Raw genomic sequence first — 17,452 nt, 5'->3', positions numbered from 1 at the left:
GTACCCTAGCGGTATGACACTCCAGGCAGAGATCATCGAGAAACTGCATGTTCGTCCCACAATCGACCCTGCTGAAGAAGTAGCACACCGTGTCCAGTTTCTAGTCGACTACCTGAAAGCCGCACACGCTAAGGGCTTCGTACTTGGCATTTCTGGCGGTCAGGACTCCACATTAGCGGGCAAGCTGGCTCAGCTGGCCGTCGAAAAGCTACGGAAAGAAGGGTCTGAAGCCGAGTTCATTGCGGTGCGCCTGCCCTATCAGGTGCAGGCAGACGAAGACGATGCGCAGATGGCTTTGTCTTTCATTAAGCCGGATTCTTCAGTTGTCGTCAACGTGGGCCCAGCAGTAGATGCCTCAGAGATCGCAGTTGCGGATGCTTTGCAGGTAGCTGAGCTCGGAGATTTCAACAAGGGGAATGTGAAGGCTCGGGAGCGGATGATTGCGCAGTACGCGATCGCTGGCGAGCGTGGCTTGCTCGTCATCGGCACTGATCACGCAGCAGAGGCAGTAACCGGCTTTTACACCAAGTTTGGGGACGGTGGCGCGGACCTCATGCCACTTTCCGGACTGAACAAGCGCCAAGGTGCGGCGCTGCTGGAGTATTTGGGAGCACCGGAACGAGCATGGCTGAAGGTGCCAACTGCAGATCTGGAAGAAGATCGCCCGGCCTTGCCAGATGAAGAAGCACTGGGCGTCAGTTACACCGCTCTCGATGACTATCTTGAGGGAAAAGAAGTCTCGGCTAAAGACAGGGATCGCATCGAACATTTGTGGATGGTCAGCCGACATAAGCGCACCACACCCCCGGGACCTGCAGAAACGTGGTGGCGAAGCTAAGGCTCGAGGGATGAGAGCTAGTTGTGACGCGTGTTAGGAAAACACGCGAGCACCTGCTTCCCACACCTGGTCAGCGTTAATGCTGTCACGGTCATTCTGGCCTGATGTCGGATGTTTATCCTGAATGAGCTCGGCCGTGACCATTCCATGCGCAAAAGCCCACAGCGCGAGACCTTCAGCCTCGCCGCCAGCGACCTTCTGGAAAGGCTCACGAATCCAGCTATCAAGCTCAGACGGCTGGTTAATGTTGACAAACTGCGACCGGCTAATCAGGCGATACCCATAAGGATCTGCAAAGGCACTCTTCCGATATGCCATGAGCACAGACTGCGGAGTAGGTTCTGACTCTGCTGCCTCATTTACTGACCGCCCCAGTGCACACAGTGTTTCTTCGAGGAGCAACTCGCATAGCTCTTCCTTGCCACTGATGTGCTTGTACAGAGATGGCGCCTTGACATCTAGTCGCGCCGCTAGACGACGCATACTGACGTTGTGCCAGCCCGATTCACGCAGCATCAATCGAGCCTCGTCCAAGATCTGCTGAACGCGAGGCGAATGCGCGCGACGTTCACGCAGAAAAGGCGTGGCCGCCCCTAACTGCTGGGACGGCCAATGTCCGCTATTGCTCTCAATTGGTTCCGCCATAACCGCACTTTTCTCTATGATCCCCGTCACAAAACGTGAGATTACTAGTGTCAACCAGCACGCGGGCGGTTTTGGCAGATTTCGCGGACCTCAGGGGCATATTCCCCGGATAGGATCAATAGCGCTCTGGCTCTTCACCCAGGTTAAAGCGACGACCGGAGACCTCGCCCGGGGTTACCTTGACGTAGTTGTACTTCAAGGTTGGCAGCCACGGCTTCAGCGGGAGCTCGTCTGCAGCCTCGATATCTGCGTTGGACGTCAAAGTCTGCGCAGTGCCCTTCACAATCACAGACCATGCCTTGTTGGAGTCCAAGTCGACATCGTCAGCTTCGAACAACACGTCGTCATTAAGAGTGAGAGAGAACAGCTTCGAACCCTCTGCGGTGCGGAAATAGATAGCTCCCTCGTGCACAACATAGTTGAGTGGGAACAAATCCATGTCGTCCTTACGACGAACGACAAGGCGACCAAAGTGCTTGGTGCCCATCAATTCGAGAGCATCCTCGGTGGAAAGCTGCTGGATTACTTCGGAAGATTCAGTCATGCCACCATTATCCCACTCTTCGTGTCACCCTGCTACTACCGTTAGCTTCGGCCGATAAAACGAGTCAGCTGGCTCGCCAACAAAGCAAGTCCAGCGGCGCCTATCACGGTCCACGCCATCGGCCGAGGATCCGCGCCCAGTACACCGACAAGCGGTGGAGCCAATGCGCCACCTAACGACTGAATTGCACCGATAAGGCCAGATGACATGCCGTGCTTCAGCGGGCTGGCCTGCATCGCAAGTGCTGTGGCAGAGCCGAGAGCGATGGAGAGGGGCGCCGTCGTCACGATGAGCGAGGCGAGGAGCACAAAGACATTGGCCTGAGTAATTGCGGCGATAACAACGAAGATTGCGAAGAAGCTCGCCCAACCAAGCCCGAATGTGACAACTCGTTCAGGTGTAACCACACCAAAGCGGGTTTCAACGCCCATGTACCGAGAACCAACCATGCCCACGAAGGCCATAGTGCCAGCCAGGACAACCATTGTTAGGGCGTATTGCGATTCACTCAGCCCATACACTTTCTGAAAAACGAATGGGCCAGCCGAGATCATTGCGTACGACGTAGCGAACGTCAGCGCCACCGCTGCTGCGTACAAGACAAAACGACCAAGATGAGGCTTCTGAGGCAGCTTCTTTTGTGCCCCGGCATGGGCCTTTCGAAGTTCGTCGTGCTTTACAAACTTTGGGTGTGTCTCAGGAACGACGATAAATGTCCACACCCCTACTCCGGCACCGATAGCAGCGAGCACGAGGAAAATGGTGCGCCAGTCACCGAACTGTAGGATTCCAGAACCGAAGAGAGGCGCAAATGCAGGAACCAGCATGCCGGCGGCCGCGATGACGCTCATGACACGGGCAGCTCGAGCACCGCTGGCGATATCCGCGACGATAGCGCGGCCGAGCACTGCTCCAGAACTCGCAGCCATTCCCTGAAGCAACCGGAACAAGAGCATGACTTCAAGGCTTGGAGACAGCGCAACGAGCACACTGAAAACGACAAACGTTATGAGACCGATTATCAGGGGCCTACGGCGTCCGAAGTTGTCGCTGATCGGACCGATAAAGAGCTGCCCGAGCGCCATACCCACGAAGTAGAGCGTCAACGTTAACTGCGTCGCACTCGCTGAGACAGAGAAGTCATCGGTCACCGTAGGCAAACCCGGCAGGTACGCAGCAGACCCAATGGGAGGCATTGCCGCGATGATGACGATGGGAATGACGAACGCAGCTGCTAGCGAAGTAACCGCCGCAATGCGCCGCTGCTGCGCATCAGACTTAGGCGTGGTAGCCCCAGTTGACCCGAATGACAAAGTGCACCTCAATGAACGAATACGAATAACTCCGCATACCCCATGGGGCATGTATGCGATATACCCTACATCATTGTTGACCCGTCATATATATGGCTCTTAGGCAGCCTCCGAAGTGATGGGCCACTCACATAATCCACACAACCCTTTTAAGCTAGAAGGAAGCGCAAGGAGAGCCCAACCGTCCGAAGGAAACTGACATGAAGAAAGTCCTAGCCGTAGTTGCCTTTTCGAGTTTAGCGCTCGCAGGTTGTTCTGAGGACAACTCGGCAAACCAGCAGTTCCAAACCGAAAGTCCTTCTGTCGCTAAGACACCGATAACTTCAAAGACGCCACCGAAGCCATCAGCCAGCTCTAACACCACCAACACGACCACCCCAACACAAACTGTTGAGGCTAGCCCGGAGAACGAAGAGCCATACGTAGTCGAGTGCATTGTTGGCACTCCAGGCTCATCACGCATGTCGGATGGAACCATTCAAAATACTGATTTCTGCGCAAATCAACAGGGCACACAAGAGCACCCTGACGCAGAAGGAGCTGCAGGCCCCTCCCCCGATGAAATCCCCATTGCCAATGGAGGAACGTGTCCGGCGGCCGTTTGTGGCTACGGCACTGACGAGTACGGAAACCCCAACCCTAGCAGCGGAGAACTTCAAACCATGCACGGCTGCGAAGCCGGCTACATTGATGACCCTGCGCTGTGCGGAGCTGTTCAGGAAAAAGCAGAACAGTACGGATGGTAGCTGATCCTCCATCCTCTCCAGCTGAAGAACTAGCTCACAGCCAACTCAGAATCCTGTAATCCCCTGACTACATCAGGGCGCTAAACAGCCCCAAGAAAAAGTCCCTACAACACACAAAACCCCTGGCCAATCACGACCAGGGGAAATGCTATCTGTGGAGCTAACGGGATTCGAACCCGTGACCCCCACACTGCCAGTGTGGTGCGCTACCAACTGCGCCATAGCCCCGTACCACGTCTTGCCGAAGTGGACTCTCAATAAGCTACCCCGTCGGCCAATTTTCCCCAAATCGCCTGTTCAGGGGCTTATGCTTGACGACGAAATCGTCGTAAAGCAACAACCGGATAGGACGAAAGCGTCGCAGTGCGTAGCACCGCGACGCTTCAGGCCAGTTTTACTTCTTGGTTTCCAGTGCTGCCTTGACCCAGTCGGTCAGTGGACGCTCGCCCAGGTTGTCGAGGACGTCCTTGCCGTCAACGAGGACGTGCGGGGACGATACCTTACCCAGAGCCTTTTCGAGGGTGCCGTAGTTGCCCTCGGCGGCCTTCTTAGCTTCAGCGGTGTCAATGCCATCCGTGATCTTTGCAACCAGCTCGTCGTTAGCGCCCATGCTCTTGGCGCGCTCGGCGAGCTCCTCGTTGCTCCAACCAGCAGCGGTCTGCTGATCCTTCATCATCATTGCGTGGAAGTTCCAGTAGAGCTTCGCGTCACCGGTCTTCGCAATTTCACGCATGATTGCCATGGACTTCGTCGAATGGCCGTCCTGCTTGACCTTGCCACTCCCAGGCTCGGTTCCGTCCAAGAAGTTCAGCGTGTGCTGTTCCACAACCAGGGTGCCTTCGTTCAGAGCCTTCAGCTCGTCGCTGTGACCACCGGTTGCCATTTCGCCACAGTATCCACACGAGAAGTCTTCGAATACCTGCGCGACAACGGCATCGTCGCCAGCCTTGTCGGAAGAAAGGCGAATGACATCGCCATCGACTGCAACGTTGAAATTCACATCGTCGTTAGGCAGTCCTTCCATCGGCTGGTTACGGCCCATGTACAAAACTGCGCCAATGACGGCAAGCACAATGACTACAAGAGCGATAATGCCGACGAGAAAGCCGGAGCTCTTTTCATTCGGGTTCTTAATCTTCTGACTCACACGTCACACACTAGCGATGAATGGCCAATTTGTGCGCTGTCAACAATGAAAAACCACCCCACTATGAGCAATGCAACAGTCCTGCCAAGGACCGACATGCCCATCTGGAGTGGCTTTCCGACGGCTCGAACAGGCTATTTACCCGCGTGAATCGCAAACTTCTTGAATGGAATCCAGGTGACGATGGCACCCAAAATGACGAATCCAACGTCGCGTCCCAGCGACTTCAGATAAGTCACTGTGCCCGCTTCTGGGTTGTAACCGCCACCGCCGAAGCAACCACAATCGATTTGCAGCCCGCGAGCCCAGGCAGAGGCAAGGCCGATGATGAATCCGACCATAATCAGCATGGTGACTACACCGGCAAATCGCAGGAAGACACCGAGCAGCAGCATCAAGCCGAGGATAATCTCCACGGCCGGCAGTAACACTGCCAATGGCTCAACGAACTCCTGCGGAAGCAGCTGATAGGCGGCGATAGCGCGCTGGGAATCCAACGGATTCATCAGCTTGACCGTTCCTGACCACAACCAGACCGCTGCCAATCCGAAGCGGGCGATGAATCCTAGGATGTCTTTCATGTCAAGGCAGTTTAGTTGCCGAGAACCGCAGAAACCACTTCTTGCGCCTCTGCTTGAACCTGCTTCAAGTGATCTTCTCCCTTGAAGGATTCAGCGTAGATCTTGTACTTGTCCTCAGTGCCGGAAGGACGAGCAGCGAACCAAGCATTCTCAGTGGTGACCTTCAAGCCGCCGATTGCAGCGCCGTTACCTGGAGCTTCCGTCAGCTTCGCGGTGATTGGCTCACCAGCCAAGGTGTCAGCAGTCACCTGCTCTGGAGACAGCGCCTTCAAGATCGCCTTCTGCTCACGGTTCGCATCCGCGTCGGTACGTGCGTAAGCAGGTGCACCAAACTTGTCTGCCAACTCTGCATAGCGCTGGGAAGGAGTCTTCCCAGTCACAGCCGTGATCTCGGAAGCCAGCAGGTCCAAGATGATGCCGTCCTTGTCAGTCGACCAGACGGTGCCGTCGTGACGCAGGAACGATGCACCTGCAGATTCCTCGCCACCGAAACCGATCGTTCCGGACATCAGTCCTGGCACGAACCACTTAAAGCCGACTGGCACCTCAACGAGCTTGCGGCCAAGGTCAGCGACCACGCGGTCAATCATCGACGAGCTCACCAAGGTCTTACCTACAGCCATCTCAGGAGACCAGTCTGGACGGTGCGCAAAGAGGTAATCAATGGCGACAGCCAGGTAGTGGTTTGGATTCATCAATCCGGCATCTGGAGTCACGATGCCGTGGCGGTCCGAGTCCGCATCGTTGCCGGTAGAGATATCGAACTTGTCACGATTGTCAATAAGCGACGCCATCGCGTTTGCCGACGAGCAGTCCATGCGAATTTTTCCATCGGTATCCAACGTCATGAAACGCCAGGTTGCGTCCACCAGTGGATTGACCACAGTCAGGTTGAGGTCGTGGACGTCTGCGATTGCGCCCCAGTAATCCACGGCCGCGCCACCCATTGGGTCGGCACCGATACGCAAATTGGAGTCGCGAATCGCATCGAAATTGATCACATTCGGCAGATCCATCACGTAGTTGTTCAGGTAGTCGTGCTTGACGATCAAATCGCCAGCCTTCTCCACCACCTGACGCTTAACGCCATCCATGCCCTTGGCCAGGTACTCATTTGCACGAGCTGCAATCCAGTCGGTTGCATCCGCATCTGCGGGACCACCAGTTGGCGGGTTGTACTTGAAGCCGCCGTCACGTGGTGGGTTGTGCGATGGCGTCACGACGATACCGTCTGCACGCGCCGCATCCGTGCCCGTTGGACCACCTGCAACATCAGCATTGTGGGTAAGGATTGCGTGGCTGACCGCTGGCGTCGGGGTGTAGCGTCCCTGAGCGTCGACCATAACGGTGACGCCGTTGGCAGTCAGCACTTCGAGAGCGGACACCATTGCTGGTTCGGACAAGCCGTGAGTATCGCGACCGATGTACAGAGGTCCGTTAATCCCCTGCGATGTGCGGTAATCAACAATCGCCTGTGTCGTCGCGTGGATGTGATCTTCGTTAAAAGCGGAATCCAAGGAAGAACCACGGTGGCCGGAGGTGCCGAAGGACACTGCCTGATCTGGGTTGCCTGGTTCTGGATGACGCGTGTAGTACGCGGTGACCAGTTCAGCAACGTCAATGAGATCCTGTGGTTGAGCAAGCTGCCCGGCGCGCTCGTGAGCCATAATTGTCCTCCTGGTGTCCAACCGGTTTTTCTAACCGCAAAACTATGGGTACTTCCAGTGTTCCCGTTTTCCGCTGACCTCGCAGGGTGAGTGACACACTGTGACTAAATTCGTGGGGGTTTCCTGCATCGAGTGCGTCATGGAATATCCTGACTGACATGAGCTCCGTAGTTTTTTCCTCCATTGCTGTCGGCTGCGGAGCCATGCTGGGCGCATTGTCCAGGGTAGGACTCGGACTCGCACTTGCGTCGTTTGCTGCCGAACCTTGGGCGACGGTCATCATCAACTTTGTTGGTTGTTTCGCCTTTGGTTGCGCCCGCATCCTGATAAACCAGTCCTCTACTGCTTGGTTACTGACGGGACCAGGATTCCTTGGGGGCTTTACGACGTTCTCGGCATTCATTCTTTTACTCAGCCAGCCGTCTTTGTCAGTTATCGCTGTCGCTTTCCTTGGCACCGTGCTTGGCTGCCCGGCCGTACTGTGGCTGGGCATGGCATTGGCGAAGGTCATCCACACACGAGACATCGAAAAGCCGGTGTGGCGATGATCGAGCTTTTCACTGTGCCTGTGTTTGTCAGCATCGGTATCGGTGCAGCCGCGGGTGGCGTGCTGCGGTACTGGCTGGGAGTCGTCGCAAAGCAGAAGTCAGGAACAGCGATTCCCGGGACTTTTGTTGCCAACGTGATCGCGTGTGGTGTTGTGGGCACCGCGTATGCGCTGTGGCACCAATCGGACACCGTATTGGCATATGCAGCGTTTGGCATCGGCATGGCTGGCGCCCTATCTACGTGGTCGACGTTGGCCAGCGAAATTGTCGACCTCGCACGATCAAAGTCATGGTGGACAATTGGCTACCCAGCAGCGACGATCATTGTCGGAGCGGTAGCTCTATTCGGCATGATGTCGGCAGTCGACTAACGAGGCGCGCAGCACCAAATACCCCCATCAATTACCCCTGAACATATCTATGTCAACATTTCCGGTATCGAAAATATGACTCCAGTGGGGTGAATTAAGTAATCTCACCCCTTATGACTTCCCTCAATGAGTTCTTCAGTGCAGCTGACAGCTTCATCTGGAGTCCCTTCCTCCTAATTCCGCTCCTCATCGGTACGGGTCTCTGGCTGACCATCCGGCTCGCAGGTGTCCAGCTTCGCAAGCTGGTTCCTGCCCTTCGTCTCGGTTTGCTAGAACGCGAAGATGACGGTGGCGAAGGCGACATTTCGCAGTACCAGGCACTGTCGACCGCATTGGCGGCCACTGTAGGTGTCGGCAACATCGTCGGTGTTGCAACCGCTATCGGTATCGGTGGCCCAGGCGCGCTGTTCTGGATGTGGGTGACTGGTCTTCTCGGCATGGCCTCGAAGTACTCGGAAGCATATCTTGGTGTTCGTTTCCGTCAGACCGACGCTGCTGGCGAGCAGTCCGGTGGACCGCAGTACTACCTGAAGAAGGCCATCCCTAATGGCTTCGGCAAGTTCCTCGCCGTAACGTTCGCTGTTTTCGCAGCAATTGCTGCGTTTGGTATCGGTAACTTGACTCAGGGTAACGCTGTGGCAACCAACCTTGAGTCGACCTTCAAAGTGGACCCACAGCTCACCGGCATCATCATGTTCGTCCTGGTAGGCGCCGTGCTGATGGGTGGAATTAAGTCGATCGGTAAGGTCACTGCTGCGTTCGTGCCAATGATGATCGTTTTGTACATCGGTGCATCGATCTGGGTTCTGATCGCCAACATCACCGATCTTCCAGCAGCATTCGCACTCGTATTCAGTGATGCCTTCACCGGTACTTCTGCCGTAGGTGGCTTCACAGGTGCCACTATCATCGCGGCAATTCAGATGGGTGTTGCCCGTGGTTTGTTCTCGAACGAGTCCGGTATGGGTTCGGCAGCTATCGCGGCAGCAGCAGCAAAAACGACCCACCCTGTTCGCCAGGGTTTGGTGTCCATGACTCAGACTTTCATCGACACGATCATCGTCGTGTCGTTCACTGGTTTGGTCATCATCACCACTGGCGCATGGGAACTCGGCGCTGAGGACGCTGGCGCTATGACTGCGGAAGCATTCTCCCGTGGCCTTCCTGGACACATTGGAGGATCCATCGTGACCCTGTCCATCGTGTTCTTCGCCTTCTCCACGATGCTGGGTTGGTCCTACTACGGCGAACGCACCTTCGAAAGCCTGGTGGGCCGACGTGGCACCGTTCCATACCGATTCATCTTCACCTGTGTTGTCTACCTGGGTGCAGTAACCGAGCTTGAAACTGTATGGGCCTTCGCGTCCGCGCTGAACGGTCTGATGGCTCTGCCGAACTTGGTCGGTTTGCTTGTCCTATCCGGTCTCATTGCTCGCGAAACCAAGGCGTACTTGGACTTCGACCCGCAGCTGCGTGCTACCGCAAAGGACATCGAGCAGTGGCAGTCCACCACCTCGAAAGCTGTCTAAAATTGCGCCAGCAACATGCTGAACAATGACGAAATCCCGCCCCACAGTTTTCTGCGAGTGCGGGATTTTTCTGTATCCAGTGGCGGGTTGTCTACTCGCCCTTCTGACACGCCGGAGCGTCGTCAGGATTCTTTAGCGCCTCCACAGCACCGGATAACTCATTGACCCGGATCAACTTCATATCCCCGGCATCTGCAGTCAACGCTTCGGAACAATTGGCAGACGGCACGAAGAAGTACTCGCCACCTTCTTCCCGAGCCGCCGCGATCTTATGCGTAATGCCACCGATTTCTCCCACACGCCCTGCGCCATCAATAGTTCCAGTACCGGCAATCCGCTTTCCACCAGTCAGATCCCCAGGACTTAGCTTGTCGACGACGCCAAGCGCAAGCATCAATCCCGCCGATGGCCCACCAACGCCGGTGACGTTGTATGCCACTTCTACTTCACCATCTGGCTGAGCCTCCATGCCGATTCCAAGAAACGCCAAATCCTTGTTATCTGGGTTTTCCCCCAGCTTTACGGTGACGGGTTCCAGGACGCTCTTTCCCTGTTCGTTCACCCGTTCCACGATGAGATCGACGTCGTCACCTGGTTTCATCGCCGCGACGGCTGCCTTTACTGATTCGGGGCGCTGCACCGCCTCTTCCCCGACGCGATGGAGGATGTCGCCTTCTTTCAGCACACCTTCGGCCGCGGAATCCTTCATGATCATCGCCACCGACACCTTGGTTGGCAACCCGAGCTCAGCAAGGGCAGCTGCCGTAGCGTTGGCTTCCGAATCAGTGAACATCAGGTCATTCTTTTCCTGGATCTCTTCCTCAGATACACCAGGAGGGAATACAGACTCGATTGGCACGACCGTGGTGTCTTCCTTCAGCCACAATCCGATTGCCTGTGGCAGAGACACGCTGTGATGCACTGCCACAGTGGTCATGTTGAAGGACCCCTTGGGCTTTTCAGTATCGACGCCCTCGCCACTCACATCGATCATCGGCTTTCCTTCCAAGTCACCGAGGACGTCGAAAAGCGGGCCGGGTCCTTCCGCTGCAAACGGAACAGTTGCGCTTGGCGACGACATAATCAGCGCAAGCACACCGATTGGCAAGGCTCCCACAAGTAGCGTTCGGGTTCGACGATTCACGGTTAACTACCCTACCCGGCACTGGCGTGCTGGTGACAATGTTCGCCCTTCGCGAAAATGGCCACACCCACGCCACAAACTAGTGAAGTTCATGCAGGCTGACCGGTACGGTTAGGAGCATGAATTCCAATCGATTCGGCTTCACACCTGGCGACGACAACGACGGCGATGACAACGACCGTCGCGACCGCGACGGCTCTAGCGGAAACGGCGGGGACAATAGCAATCCATTCGGAGGCTTTGGTGGCTTCGGAGGCGACTTCGGCATCTTCGGATTCCCCTTCGGCGGTCAGCCTGGTCAGGGTAGCTCCAGTAACTCTGGCGATTCTGGTGATGCGCAGAATCCTGGTGCCGGCCAGCCGAACCTTGGCGACATTTTGAATCAGTTTGGGCAGATGCTGTCAGGCATGGGCCAGGACATGGGCACTGGTGGCGCTGTGAACCACTCCGTTGCAGAACGGGTTGCTCGCCAGCGCATCGGCAATGTAGCCCCAATTAGCCAATCCAGCAAGGACGCACTGTCAGATTCATTGCGCCTTGCGGAGCTTTGGTTGGACGATGCAACGACGCTGCCCGCTGGCGCAAACCGGGCAGAAGGCTGGAACAGCGTCCAGTGGCTGGAAAACACCATGTCAACATGGAAGCGGCTGGTTGACCCCGTCGCAGAGCGCATGGCAGATGCCTCGGTGGAAGGTATGCCGGAGGAAGCTCGTCAGATGATGGGCCCCATGCTCGGCATGATGAACCAGATGAACTCCATGAGTTTCGGTACGCAGCTGGGCAACGCACTGGCAGAGCTAGCGAAGTCTGCTCTCACCGGCACCGACCTGGGTCTTCCGCTGCATACGACGGGAGCAGCTGTCATGATGCCAACTCATTTGACGGCATTAGCAGAGGATCTCGAAGTGCCAGCTCGCGAACTGCTGGTGTACGCCGCTGCACGTGAAGCTGCTCATCAGCGTCTCTTCGACCGTGTTCCGTGGTTGACCGAGCGCATGATCTCCTCCGTCGAAGAGTACGCGGCGGGTCTGATCATCGATTACTCGAATATCGAAGACGCAGCGCAGGGCTTGGACATCGAGGCTTTGCAGGACCCAGCCCGTATGCAGGAAGCAATGGCGAACTTCCAGAACATTGACATGTCGCCGAAGATTTCCTCTTCCAACGAGCACGCCCGCTCCCGCTTCGAAACTCTGCTTGCGCTGGTTGAGGGTTGGGTCGATGTCATCGTCACCGACGCTCTTGGCGAGCGACTACCTGGTTTTGCGCAGCTGGAGGAAGCGTGGCGACGTCGTCAGGCAACCGACGGTGCCGAGAAGGCGCTGGAAAAGGCAACGGGCATCGACCTGGGCGCACCAAAGGTACGTGAAGCCGCCGAATTGTGGCGTCGTCTCACCACCGCGGTCGGTATCGATCGCCGCGACAAGGTGTGGGACCACCCCGACTTCCTACCAGTTGCAGAAGACCTAGATAACCCAGCAGCCTTCATCGACAGTGTTCTTGGTGGCTCCGAATCCGACGACTTCGATCCAATTGCGGAGTTGGAAGAGCAGCTGCGTCGTGAAGCAGAGTCGGGCGATGAGCGTGACCCCGATGCGGATGGTTCGCAGGACAGTGGCTCCGAAGAATCGGATAAGTAAGCCAGCTAGGAGCTAATTCCCCAGCGTTGGTAGGCCTCTAAATAGCCCCGTGCCCGTTCGTGGTGCGGGGCTTTTGCTGCCCAATGCCAGAACTCATCGTTGTGACCACCCTCCACAAAGGTATGGACGAGCTCATGGACGATGACATCATCGAGAACGTAATCTGGAACTTCAGCCAAGCGATGCGACACGCGAATACGCGGCGGTTCCCCTGACACTGAGGCCCAGCGACGCGACATATTGCGAACCCATTTGATTGACTCGAAGTGAGGGCGTCCCTCCAACACCGTGACGGACAGCCGGCGAGCGCGACGCAGCAAAATGTCGTTGTCGAGTTCGTGACCAGCCTTGTTGCCTACCTTTTTGCGAACGCGCGCAACGATCTCTTCAATCTGACGGCGCTCTTCGGCTTCCGTCATATCGTCCGGCACCATCACAACAATGCGATTGCCCTCTGCACGCGCTGACACCGTACGGCGTCGACGCTTGGACCGGCGCACGTCGACATCGGGCCCATAATCGGGTCGCTTACGGTTCATACCCCTAGCGTAGCCATAGTGCGTTGCCCAGCGGAAAACGGCGCGCTGCGGTACCTATTGCTTTATGGGGGAAATTATCGGGGGAACAATAGAAGACGTGGGCATCGACGCGGTTGCCAACTCAGCAGTAACGCTGCGCCGAGACATGCCCATTTTGCTGCGACCGGGTGGCCGGATTCAGTTTGGCACGACACCAGATTCGGCGGTTGTTGTACCACTTCCTGAGGAATCTTCACCCGGCCCAATTTGGTCGGCGATCCTCGGCGCAACGCGGGGTGAATGTCTCCGAGAGAGTTTGAACAACACGAGCCTGCCACCAGCACTGGTGAACCAACTCATCACCGAGCTCACGTCAGCACGACTCACACAACCACCTGCGACCTTCCTGCAATTGACCATTATTGGCCGAGACCAGGTTAAACACGCACTTCACGATGCCGTTCGTCATCGCACGCCTTCGCCACATCTCAAAGGAATTGGCCGACACACGCTGTCCTGGCTCACAGACACTTCACCAGATGATGTCGGACTTGTTGTCTTGACCGGCATGGAAGTACCGCACCAACAAATGATTGAGATTCTGTGGCGTAGGCGCCTGCCCCATCTTTGCGTGCATCTTCGCGATGGTCGCGCAGTACTGGGTCCATTGACTGTGCCGGGGTATTCCCCGTGTCCAATGTGCGCCGAGTCGCATCGGCGTAGCGACGACTCCGCCCGGGAGCTTCTTGCTTTGCAGTTGCGTAATCAGACAGCGAACGGATCGCCTCTCGTCATTTCCTCACTTGTCAACATGATTGTGCTGCAACTAGAACGCATTGCCCACTATGGCTATGCTGACTCGCCACTGTTGGCCACAGAAGTCACTGTGGACCTGGTGGGGCTACATCACGTCGCAAAGCCGGTACTGCCACACCCGAATTGCCCTGTGTGTCGTCGCCGAAAGTGATCTCTTTGGGGCACCGAGGCCGACACCTGGCATAACAATGCATAGCGGACTGATTAGGCGTAATGCGCCACAATTCCCAAGACAGCCTCGCCATAGTGCTGAACTTTGGCCGGGCCAATGCCCGGAACTTCGAGAAGTTCAGTCACAGTTCGTGGCTTGTTTTCCGCAATGCAAACCAGAGTCGCATCTGAAAACACCACATAGGCCGGCACCGACATATCCCGAGAAGTCTCCAGCCGCCATGATTTGAGCACGGACAACAGCTCTTCGTCGACAGTGCTTGGGCAGTTAATACATCGTCTGGTGATCCGCTCAAAGTCAGTCTTCAATGCTGCATTGCACTGTTTGCACCTAGTCGACGTAGACTTCTTTGCGCCCGTTTCGAGTCGGTTTTGCACGCTGACCTGCTGCAGGCCAGGTGCATCAAGAGCATCGAGGAATCGACTGCGCTTCCGTGTCTTCCGGCCGCCTTCCTGTCGGGACAACGCCCATGACAGCTCTAACACTTCCCTGGCTCGCGTGACACCGACATACAGCAATCGACGTTCCTCTTCGACAGCCTCGGAGTCCTCGCCCTTTTTCAGGGCGTGTTGAATCGGTAGCGTACCGTCGCAAAGACCGACCAAGAACACAGCATCCCACTCCAGGCCCTTGGCAGCATGCAGGCTGGCAAGCGTGACACCATCAAGGGTGGGTGGATGTTTCGCCTCCTGGCGGGTGCGCAATTGTCCAAGGAGACCCTGCATATTCAGGCCCGGATTGGCATGCACCAAATCCGCACACAAATTGGACAGCGCCTTCAGCGACTGCCAGCGTTCGCGAGCTTGCGCGCCTTCTGGCTCCGTCTTGGTCAAACCCAGCTTGCTGAAGACTTCACCAACAATTTCCAATAGCGTGGCGCCTTGGCCATCAAGTCCCCGGCGACCAGTACGTATGAGCTCACTGACAGCTTGACGGATTTCCGGACGCTGATAAAAGCCTTCACCGCCGTGGACTTGGTACGGCACTCCGGCTTCGCCAAGCGACTGTTCAAATACGGCTGACTGGGCGTTGATGCGATACAACACTGCGATTTCCGATGCTGGTGTGCCGTCATCAATCAGCCGCTTAATACGGCGGGCAATGACGCGAGCTTCCATCGGCTCGTCGTCATATTCCGAAAACGTGGGCTCGGGCCCATTGTCTCGCTGGCCAATCAGTTGCAGCTTTGACGCGGCAATTCGCCCCTTCGCTTGACCGATGACATCGTTCGCAAGGCGCACCACTTCGGGAGTAGAGCGATAATCTCGCTGCAACTTTACGACGGTCGCGTTGTCGTACTTACGTGAGAAATTAATGAGGAACTCGGGAGTTGCACCGGTAAATGAGTAGATCGTCTGGTTTGCATCACCGACAACCGTGATGTCATCACGATCACCCACCCATGCGTCGAGAACGCGCTGCTGTAGCGGAGTGACATCCTGATACTCGTCGACGACAAAGCTGCGATACTGTGCCCGAAACTCTTCGGCCACTGCGCGAGAGTTCTCCATCGCACCGGCGGTGTGCAACAGGAGATCGTCATAGTCCAGCAGCATGCCATCTGGTGTTGCTTTGCTGTCTTCGTAATTGCGATACGCATGGCTGACCTTGTCGGCTGAGACAGGCGCCAATCGCCCATATTCTTTGATAGCTTCTGCATAAGCATCGGGCGTAATGAGCGAGGCTTTCGCCCATTCAATCTCGCTCATCACATCCCGCACAGTTTCCGTACTCGAATCCAAGCCTGCGCCACGAACAGCTCGGCCGACCAAGCTGAACTTGTTCTCGATCAACTGCCACGGCATATCCCCTGCGACCTGGGGCCAGAAGTACCGCAACTGCCGCAACGCAGCTGAGTGGAACGTTCGAGCTTGGACTCCCGGAGTGCCCATCGTGGCAAGTCGATCTCGCATCTCACCAGCAGCGCGCTTGGTAAACGTCACTGCCAGAATTTTTTGAGGCTGCACAAAACCCTGCTCGATGAGGTGGTGGATTCTGTGCGTAATCGTTCGAGTCTTACCTGTTCCTGCTCCAGCAAGAATGCACACAGGACCCAGCGGTGCGGTTGCGGCCGCATACTGATCTGGGTCTAACTGAGCAAGCGAAAGTTTACTTAGCGCCATCTGGTTCCTGGTCTTCATTGCCGACACGGCGAACGAAGAGCAAACGGTCGCCCGGTTCTACTGACTCGCACTCTGGGGAATCAATTCGGTACAGCTCACCGGAACGAACAACACCCAACACAATATCCGCGAGGTGACGTGGGTTCGCACCGATCTCCTCTTCCGTGACCAATCGTTCGGTCACAGAGAAGCCTTCATCGGGGCTCAACAAGTCTTCCATCATCTCCACCACTGACGGCGTCACCGTCGCAAGGCCGAGCATGCGACCAGCTGTTTCAGAGGAAATGACTACTTGGTCCGCACCTGACTGCGCAAGCAAGTGACGGTTTTCGGATTCGCGCACCGAAGCGACGATGGTTGCGCCTGGAGCAAGCTCGCGAACTGACAGAGTTACAAGCACAGCAGTATCGTCCTGGTTCGGCGCAATGACAACCGAGCGTGCACGCGGAATGCCTGCCAACTTCAAGACATCAGACTTCGTTGCCGAGCCATGCACAGTGGCGAGTCCCTGATTGCTAGCCAAATCAAGGGCATGCTTGTCCATGTCAATGACCACAATCTGTGCTGGGTCTACGCCATCAGCCAGCAGCGCAGCCACAGCAGACTTGCCCTTGGTTCCGTAACCGATGACGACGGTGTGATTACGCAAGCTCTTCCTCCAGCGCTTGATTTGCAGTGCCTTACGAGATTCTTCCGTAAGAACCGTCAGGGTCGTACCGACCAAGAGGGCAAGGAAGACAACTCGCATTGGCGTAACGAGCAAAATATTGAAAATACGGGCACGTTCCGTCACCGGCGTGATGTCACCATAACCAGTGGTAGACAAACTCACCGACGCGTAATACAACGAGTCCACGAACGACATCGGCTCGGAATAGCCATCACCGTCGAGGTACACGACTAAGGCCGCAGCCAGCACTAGCCCGACCGCATAAGAGATGCGACGGATAATCAGTCGCCATGGCCCCTTATTTGCGGCCTCTGGAATTCCGATCACGCCCAGGAGGGCATGTTCTGGCAGATCATCGAGCTCGACATCGGTTCCGAACCGAGCGTGGATCTTGTCGCGCACCGTTGCTCTCGCCTTCTACATCGTTTACTTGTTGCATC

Annotated in this window: 17 protein-coding genes and 1 tRNA gene; 7 read left to right on the top strand and 11 right to left on the bottom strand. The window is 56.3% G+C overall.

From position 1 onward, the window contains the following. The first annotated feature begins 13 nt into the window (after positions 1–13). Complete coding sequence (nadE, locus tag WG938_RS03025; RefSeq protein WP_339977395.1) at positions 14–838, top strand: ammonia-dependent NAD(+) synthetase; 825 nt, start codon at positions 14–16, stop codon at positions 836–838. A gap of 33 nt (positions 839–871) precedes the next feature. On the opposite strand, the gene WG938_RS03020 is transcribed toward nadE, so the two are convergent. The 3 genes from WG938_RS03020 to WG938_RS03010 form a co-directional block, all read right to left on the bottom strand. After that, a complete protein-coding gene (locus WG938_RS03020) occupies positions 872–1,483 on the bottom strand; it encodes a TetR/AcrR family transcriptional regulator (protein ID WP_339977393.1) in 612 nt (203 codons plus the stop codon). A gap of 115 nt (positions 1,484–1,598) precedes the next feature. After that, positions 1,599–2,027 carry a pyridoxamine 5'-phosphate oxidase family protein gene (locus WG938_RS03015; protein WP_339977391.1) on the bottom strand — a complete coding sequence of 143 codons (429 nt, stop codon included), beginning with the start codon at positions 2,025–2,027 and terminating at the stop codon, positions 1,599–1,601. Between the two features lie 41 nt (positions 2,028–2,068). Next, a complete protein-coding gene (locus WG938_RS03010) occupies positions 2,069–3,340 on the bottom strand; it encodes a multidrug effflux MFS transporter (RefSeq protein WP_339977389.1) in 1,272 nt (423 codons plus the stop codon). Positions 3,341–3,540: 200 nt separating this feature from the next. Here WG938_RS03010 and WG938_RS03005 point away from each other — a divergent pair, with 200 nt between their 5' ends. After that, positions 3,541–4,086 carry a hypothetical protein gene (locus tag WG938_RS03005; protein ID WP_339977387.1) on the top strand — a complete coding sequence of 182 codons (546 nt, stop codon included), beginning with the start codon at positions 3,541–3,543 and terminating at the stop codon, positions 4,084–4,086. Between the two features lie 155 nt (positions 4,087–4,241). On the opposite strand, the gene WG938_RS03000 is transcribed toward WG938_RS03005, so the two are convergent. The 4 genes from WG938_RS03000 to pgm all read right to left on the bottom strand — a co-directional run bounded on the left by WG938_RS03000 (position 4,242) and on the right by pgm (position 7,481). Further along, positions 4,242–4,314 (bottom strand) — tRNA-Ala (locus WG938_RS03000). A gap of 166 nt (positions 4,315–4,480) precedes the next feature. After that, positions 4,481–5,233 carry a DsbA family protein gene (locus WG938_RS02995; RefSeq protein ID WP_339977385.1) on the bottom strand — a complete coding sequence of 251 codons (753 nt, stop codon included), beginning with the start codon at positions 5,231–5,233 and terminating at the stop codon, positions 4,481–4,483. Between the two features lie 134 nt (positions 5,234–5,367). Further along, on the bottom strand, positions 5,368–5,814 hold the full coding sequence (locus tag WG938_RS02990; RefSeq protein ID WP_339977383.1) for a MauE/DoxX family redox-associated membrane protein: 447 nt from the start codon (positions 5,812–5,814) through the stop codon (positions 5,368–5,370). An 11-nt stretch (positions 5,815–5,825) separates the two neighbouring features. Further along, positions 5,826–7,481, bottom strand: a complete 1,656-nt coding sequence (gene pgm / locus WG938_RS02985; RefSeq protein ID WP_339977381.1) for a phosphoglucomutase (alpha-D-glucose-1,6-bisphosphate-dependent) — start codon at positions 7,479–7,481, stop codon at positions 5,826–5,828. A gap of 158 nt (positions 7,482–7,639) precedes the next feature. Here pgm and WG938_RS02980 point away from each other — a divergent pair, with 158 nt between their 5' ends. The 3 genes from WG938_RS02980 to WG938_RS02970 all read left to right on the top strand — a co-directional run bounded on the left by WG938_RS02980 (position 7,640) and on the right by WG938_RS02970 (position 9,929). Continuing rightward, complete coding sequence (locus WG938_RS02980) at positions 7,640–8,029, top strand: fluoride efflux transporter FluC (RefSeq protein WP_339977379.1); 390 nt, start codon at positions 7,640–7,642, stop codon at positions 8,027–8,029. Continuing rightward, positions 8,026–8,400 (top strand): fluoride efflux transporter FluC, encoded by a 375-nt coding sequence (locus WG938_RS02975; RefSeq protein ID WP_339977377.1) that lies wholly within the window; start codon positions 8,026–8,028, stop codon positions 8,398–8,400. Before WG938_RS02980 ends, WG938_RS02975 begins: the two co-directional genes overlap by 4 nt. Positions 8,401–8,513: 113 nt before the next feature. Then, entirely contained in the window at positions 8,514–9,929 is a 1,416-nt protein-coding gene (locus WG938_RS02970) for an alanine/glycine:cation symporter family protein (RefSeq protein WP_339977375.1), read from the top strand. 91 nt (positions 9,930–10,020) lie between these two features. Here the strand turns inward: WG938_RS02970 and WG938_RS02965 are convergent, their stop codons facing one another. Beyond that, positions 10,021–11,073 (bottom strand): YlbL family protein, encoded by a 1,053-nt coding sequence (locus WG938_RS02965; protein ID WP_339977373.1) that lies wholly within the window; start codon positions 11,071–11,073, stop codon positions 10,021–10,023. 119 nt (positions 11,074–11,192) lie between these two features. Here WG938_RS02965 and WG938_RS02960 point away from each other — a divergent pair, with 119 nt between their 5' ends. Beyond that, positions 11,193–12,713, top strand: coding sequence for a zinc-dependent metalloprotease (locus WG938_RS02960; protein ID WP_339977371.1), 1,521 nt, complete (start codon positions 11,193–11,195; stop codon positions 12,711–12,713). A 5-nt stretch (positions 12,714–12,718) separates the two neighbouring features. Here the strand turns inward: WG938_RS02960 and WG938_RS02955 are convergent, their stop codons facing one another. Beyond that, on the bottom strand, positions 12,719–13,252 hold the full coding sequence (locus WG938_RS02955; protein WP_339977369.1) for a YgjP-like metallopeptidase domain-containing protein: 534 nt from the start codon (positions 13,250–13,252) through the stop codon (positions 12,719–12,721). A 97-nt stretch (positions 13,253–13,349) separates the two neighbouring features. On the opposite strand from WG938_RS02955, the gene WG938_RS02950 reads away from it, so the two are divergent. Beyond that, positions 13,350–14,198: a TOMM precursor leader peptide-binding protein gene (locus WG938_RS02950; RefSeq protein ID WP_339977367.1), complete on the top strand. Its 849-nt coding sequence runs from the start codon at positions 13,350–13,352 to the stop codon at positions 14,196–14,198. A gap of 53 nt (positions 14,199–14,251) precedes the next feature. Here the strand turns inward: WG938_RS02950 and WG938_RS02945 are convergent, their stop codons facing one another. Together WG938_RS02945 and WG938_RS02940 are read right to left on the bottom strand one after the other, a co-directional pair. Further along, on the bottom strand, positions 14,252–16,360 hold the full coding sequence (locus WG938_RS02945; protein ID WP_339977365.1) for an ATP-dependent DNA helicase UvrD2: 2,109 nt from the start codon (positions 16,358–16,360) through the stop codon (positions 14,252–14,254). Next, the gene (locus tag WG938_RS02940) at positions 16,329–17,414 is read right to left on the bottom strand and encodes a potassium channel family protein (protein WP_339977363.1); all 1,086 of its coding nucleotides are present in this window, start codon (positions 17,412–17,414) and stop codon (positions 16,329–16,331) included. Before WG938_RS02940 ends, WG938_RS02945 begins: the two co-directional genes overlap by 32 nt. Positions 17,415–17,452: the final 38 nt, after the last annotated feature.

Source organism: Corynebacterium sp. H113, from assembly GCF_037572315.1.
GTDB lineage: Bacteria > Actinomycetota > Actinomycetes > Mycobacteriales > Mycobacteriaceae > Corynebacterium.
The sequence above is the reverse complement of the archived record's forward strand: the minus strand, read 5'-3'. Positions and strand labels throughout refer to the sequence as shown.

Coding starts and splice junctions, on each gene's coding strand:
- WG938_RS02990 (WP_339977383.1), bottom strand. CDS start 5,814: ATGAAAGACATCCTAGGATTCATCGCCCGCTTCGGATTGGCAGCGGTC.
- WG938_RS02960 (WP_339977371.1), top strand. CDS start 11,193: ATGAATTCCAATCGATTCGGCTTCACACCTGGCGACGACAACGACGGC.
- WG938_RS02970 (WP_339977375.1), top strand. CDS start 8,514: ATGACTTCCCTCAATGAGTTCTTCAGTGCAGCTGACAGCTTCATCTGG.
- WG938_RS02975 (WP_339977377.1), top strand. CDS start 8,026: ATGATCGAGCTTTTCACTGTGCCTGTGTTTGTCAGCATCGGTATCGGT.
- WG938_RS02980 (WP_339977379.1), top strand. CDS start 7,640: ATGAGCTCCGTAGTTTTTTCCTCCATTGCTGTCGGCTGCGGAGCCATG.
- nadE (WP_339977395.1), top strand. CDS start 14: ATGACACTCCAGGCAGAGATCATCGAGAAACTGCATGTTCGTCCCACA.
- WG938_RS02955 (WP_339977369.1), bottom strand. CDS start 13,252: ATGAACCGTAAGCGACCCGATTATGGGCCCGATGTCGACGTGCGCCGG.
- WG938_RS03005 (WP_339977387.1), top strand. CDS start 3,541: ATGAAGAAAGTCCTAGCCGTAGTTGCCTTTTCGAGTTTAGCGCTCGCA.
- pgm (WP_339977381.1), bottom strand. CDS start 7,481: ATGGCTCACGAGCGCGCCGGGCAGCTTGCTCAACCACAGGATCTCATT.
- WG938_RS03020 (WP_339977393.1), bottom strand. CDS start 1,483: ATGGCGGAACCAATTGAGAGCAATAGCGGACATTGGCCGTCCCAGCAG.
- WG938_RS02945 (WP_339977365.1), bottom strand. CDS start 16,360: ATGAAGACCAGGAACCAGATGGCGCTAAGTAAACTTTCGCTTGCTCAG.
- WG938_RS03015 (WP_339977391.1), bottom strand. CDS start 2,027: ATGACTGAATCTTCCGAAGTAATCCAGCAGCTTTCCACCGAGGATGCT.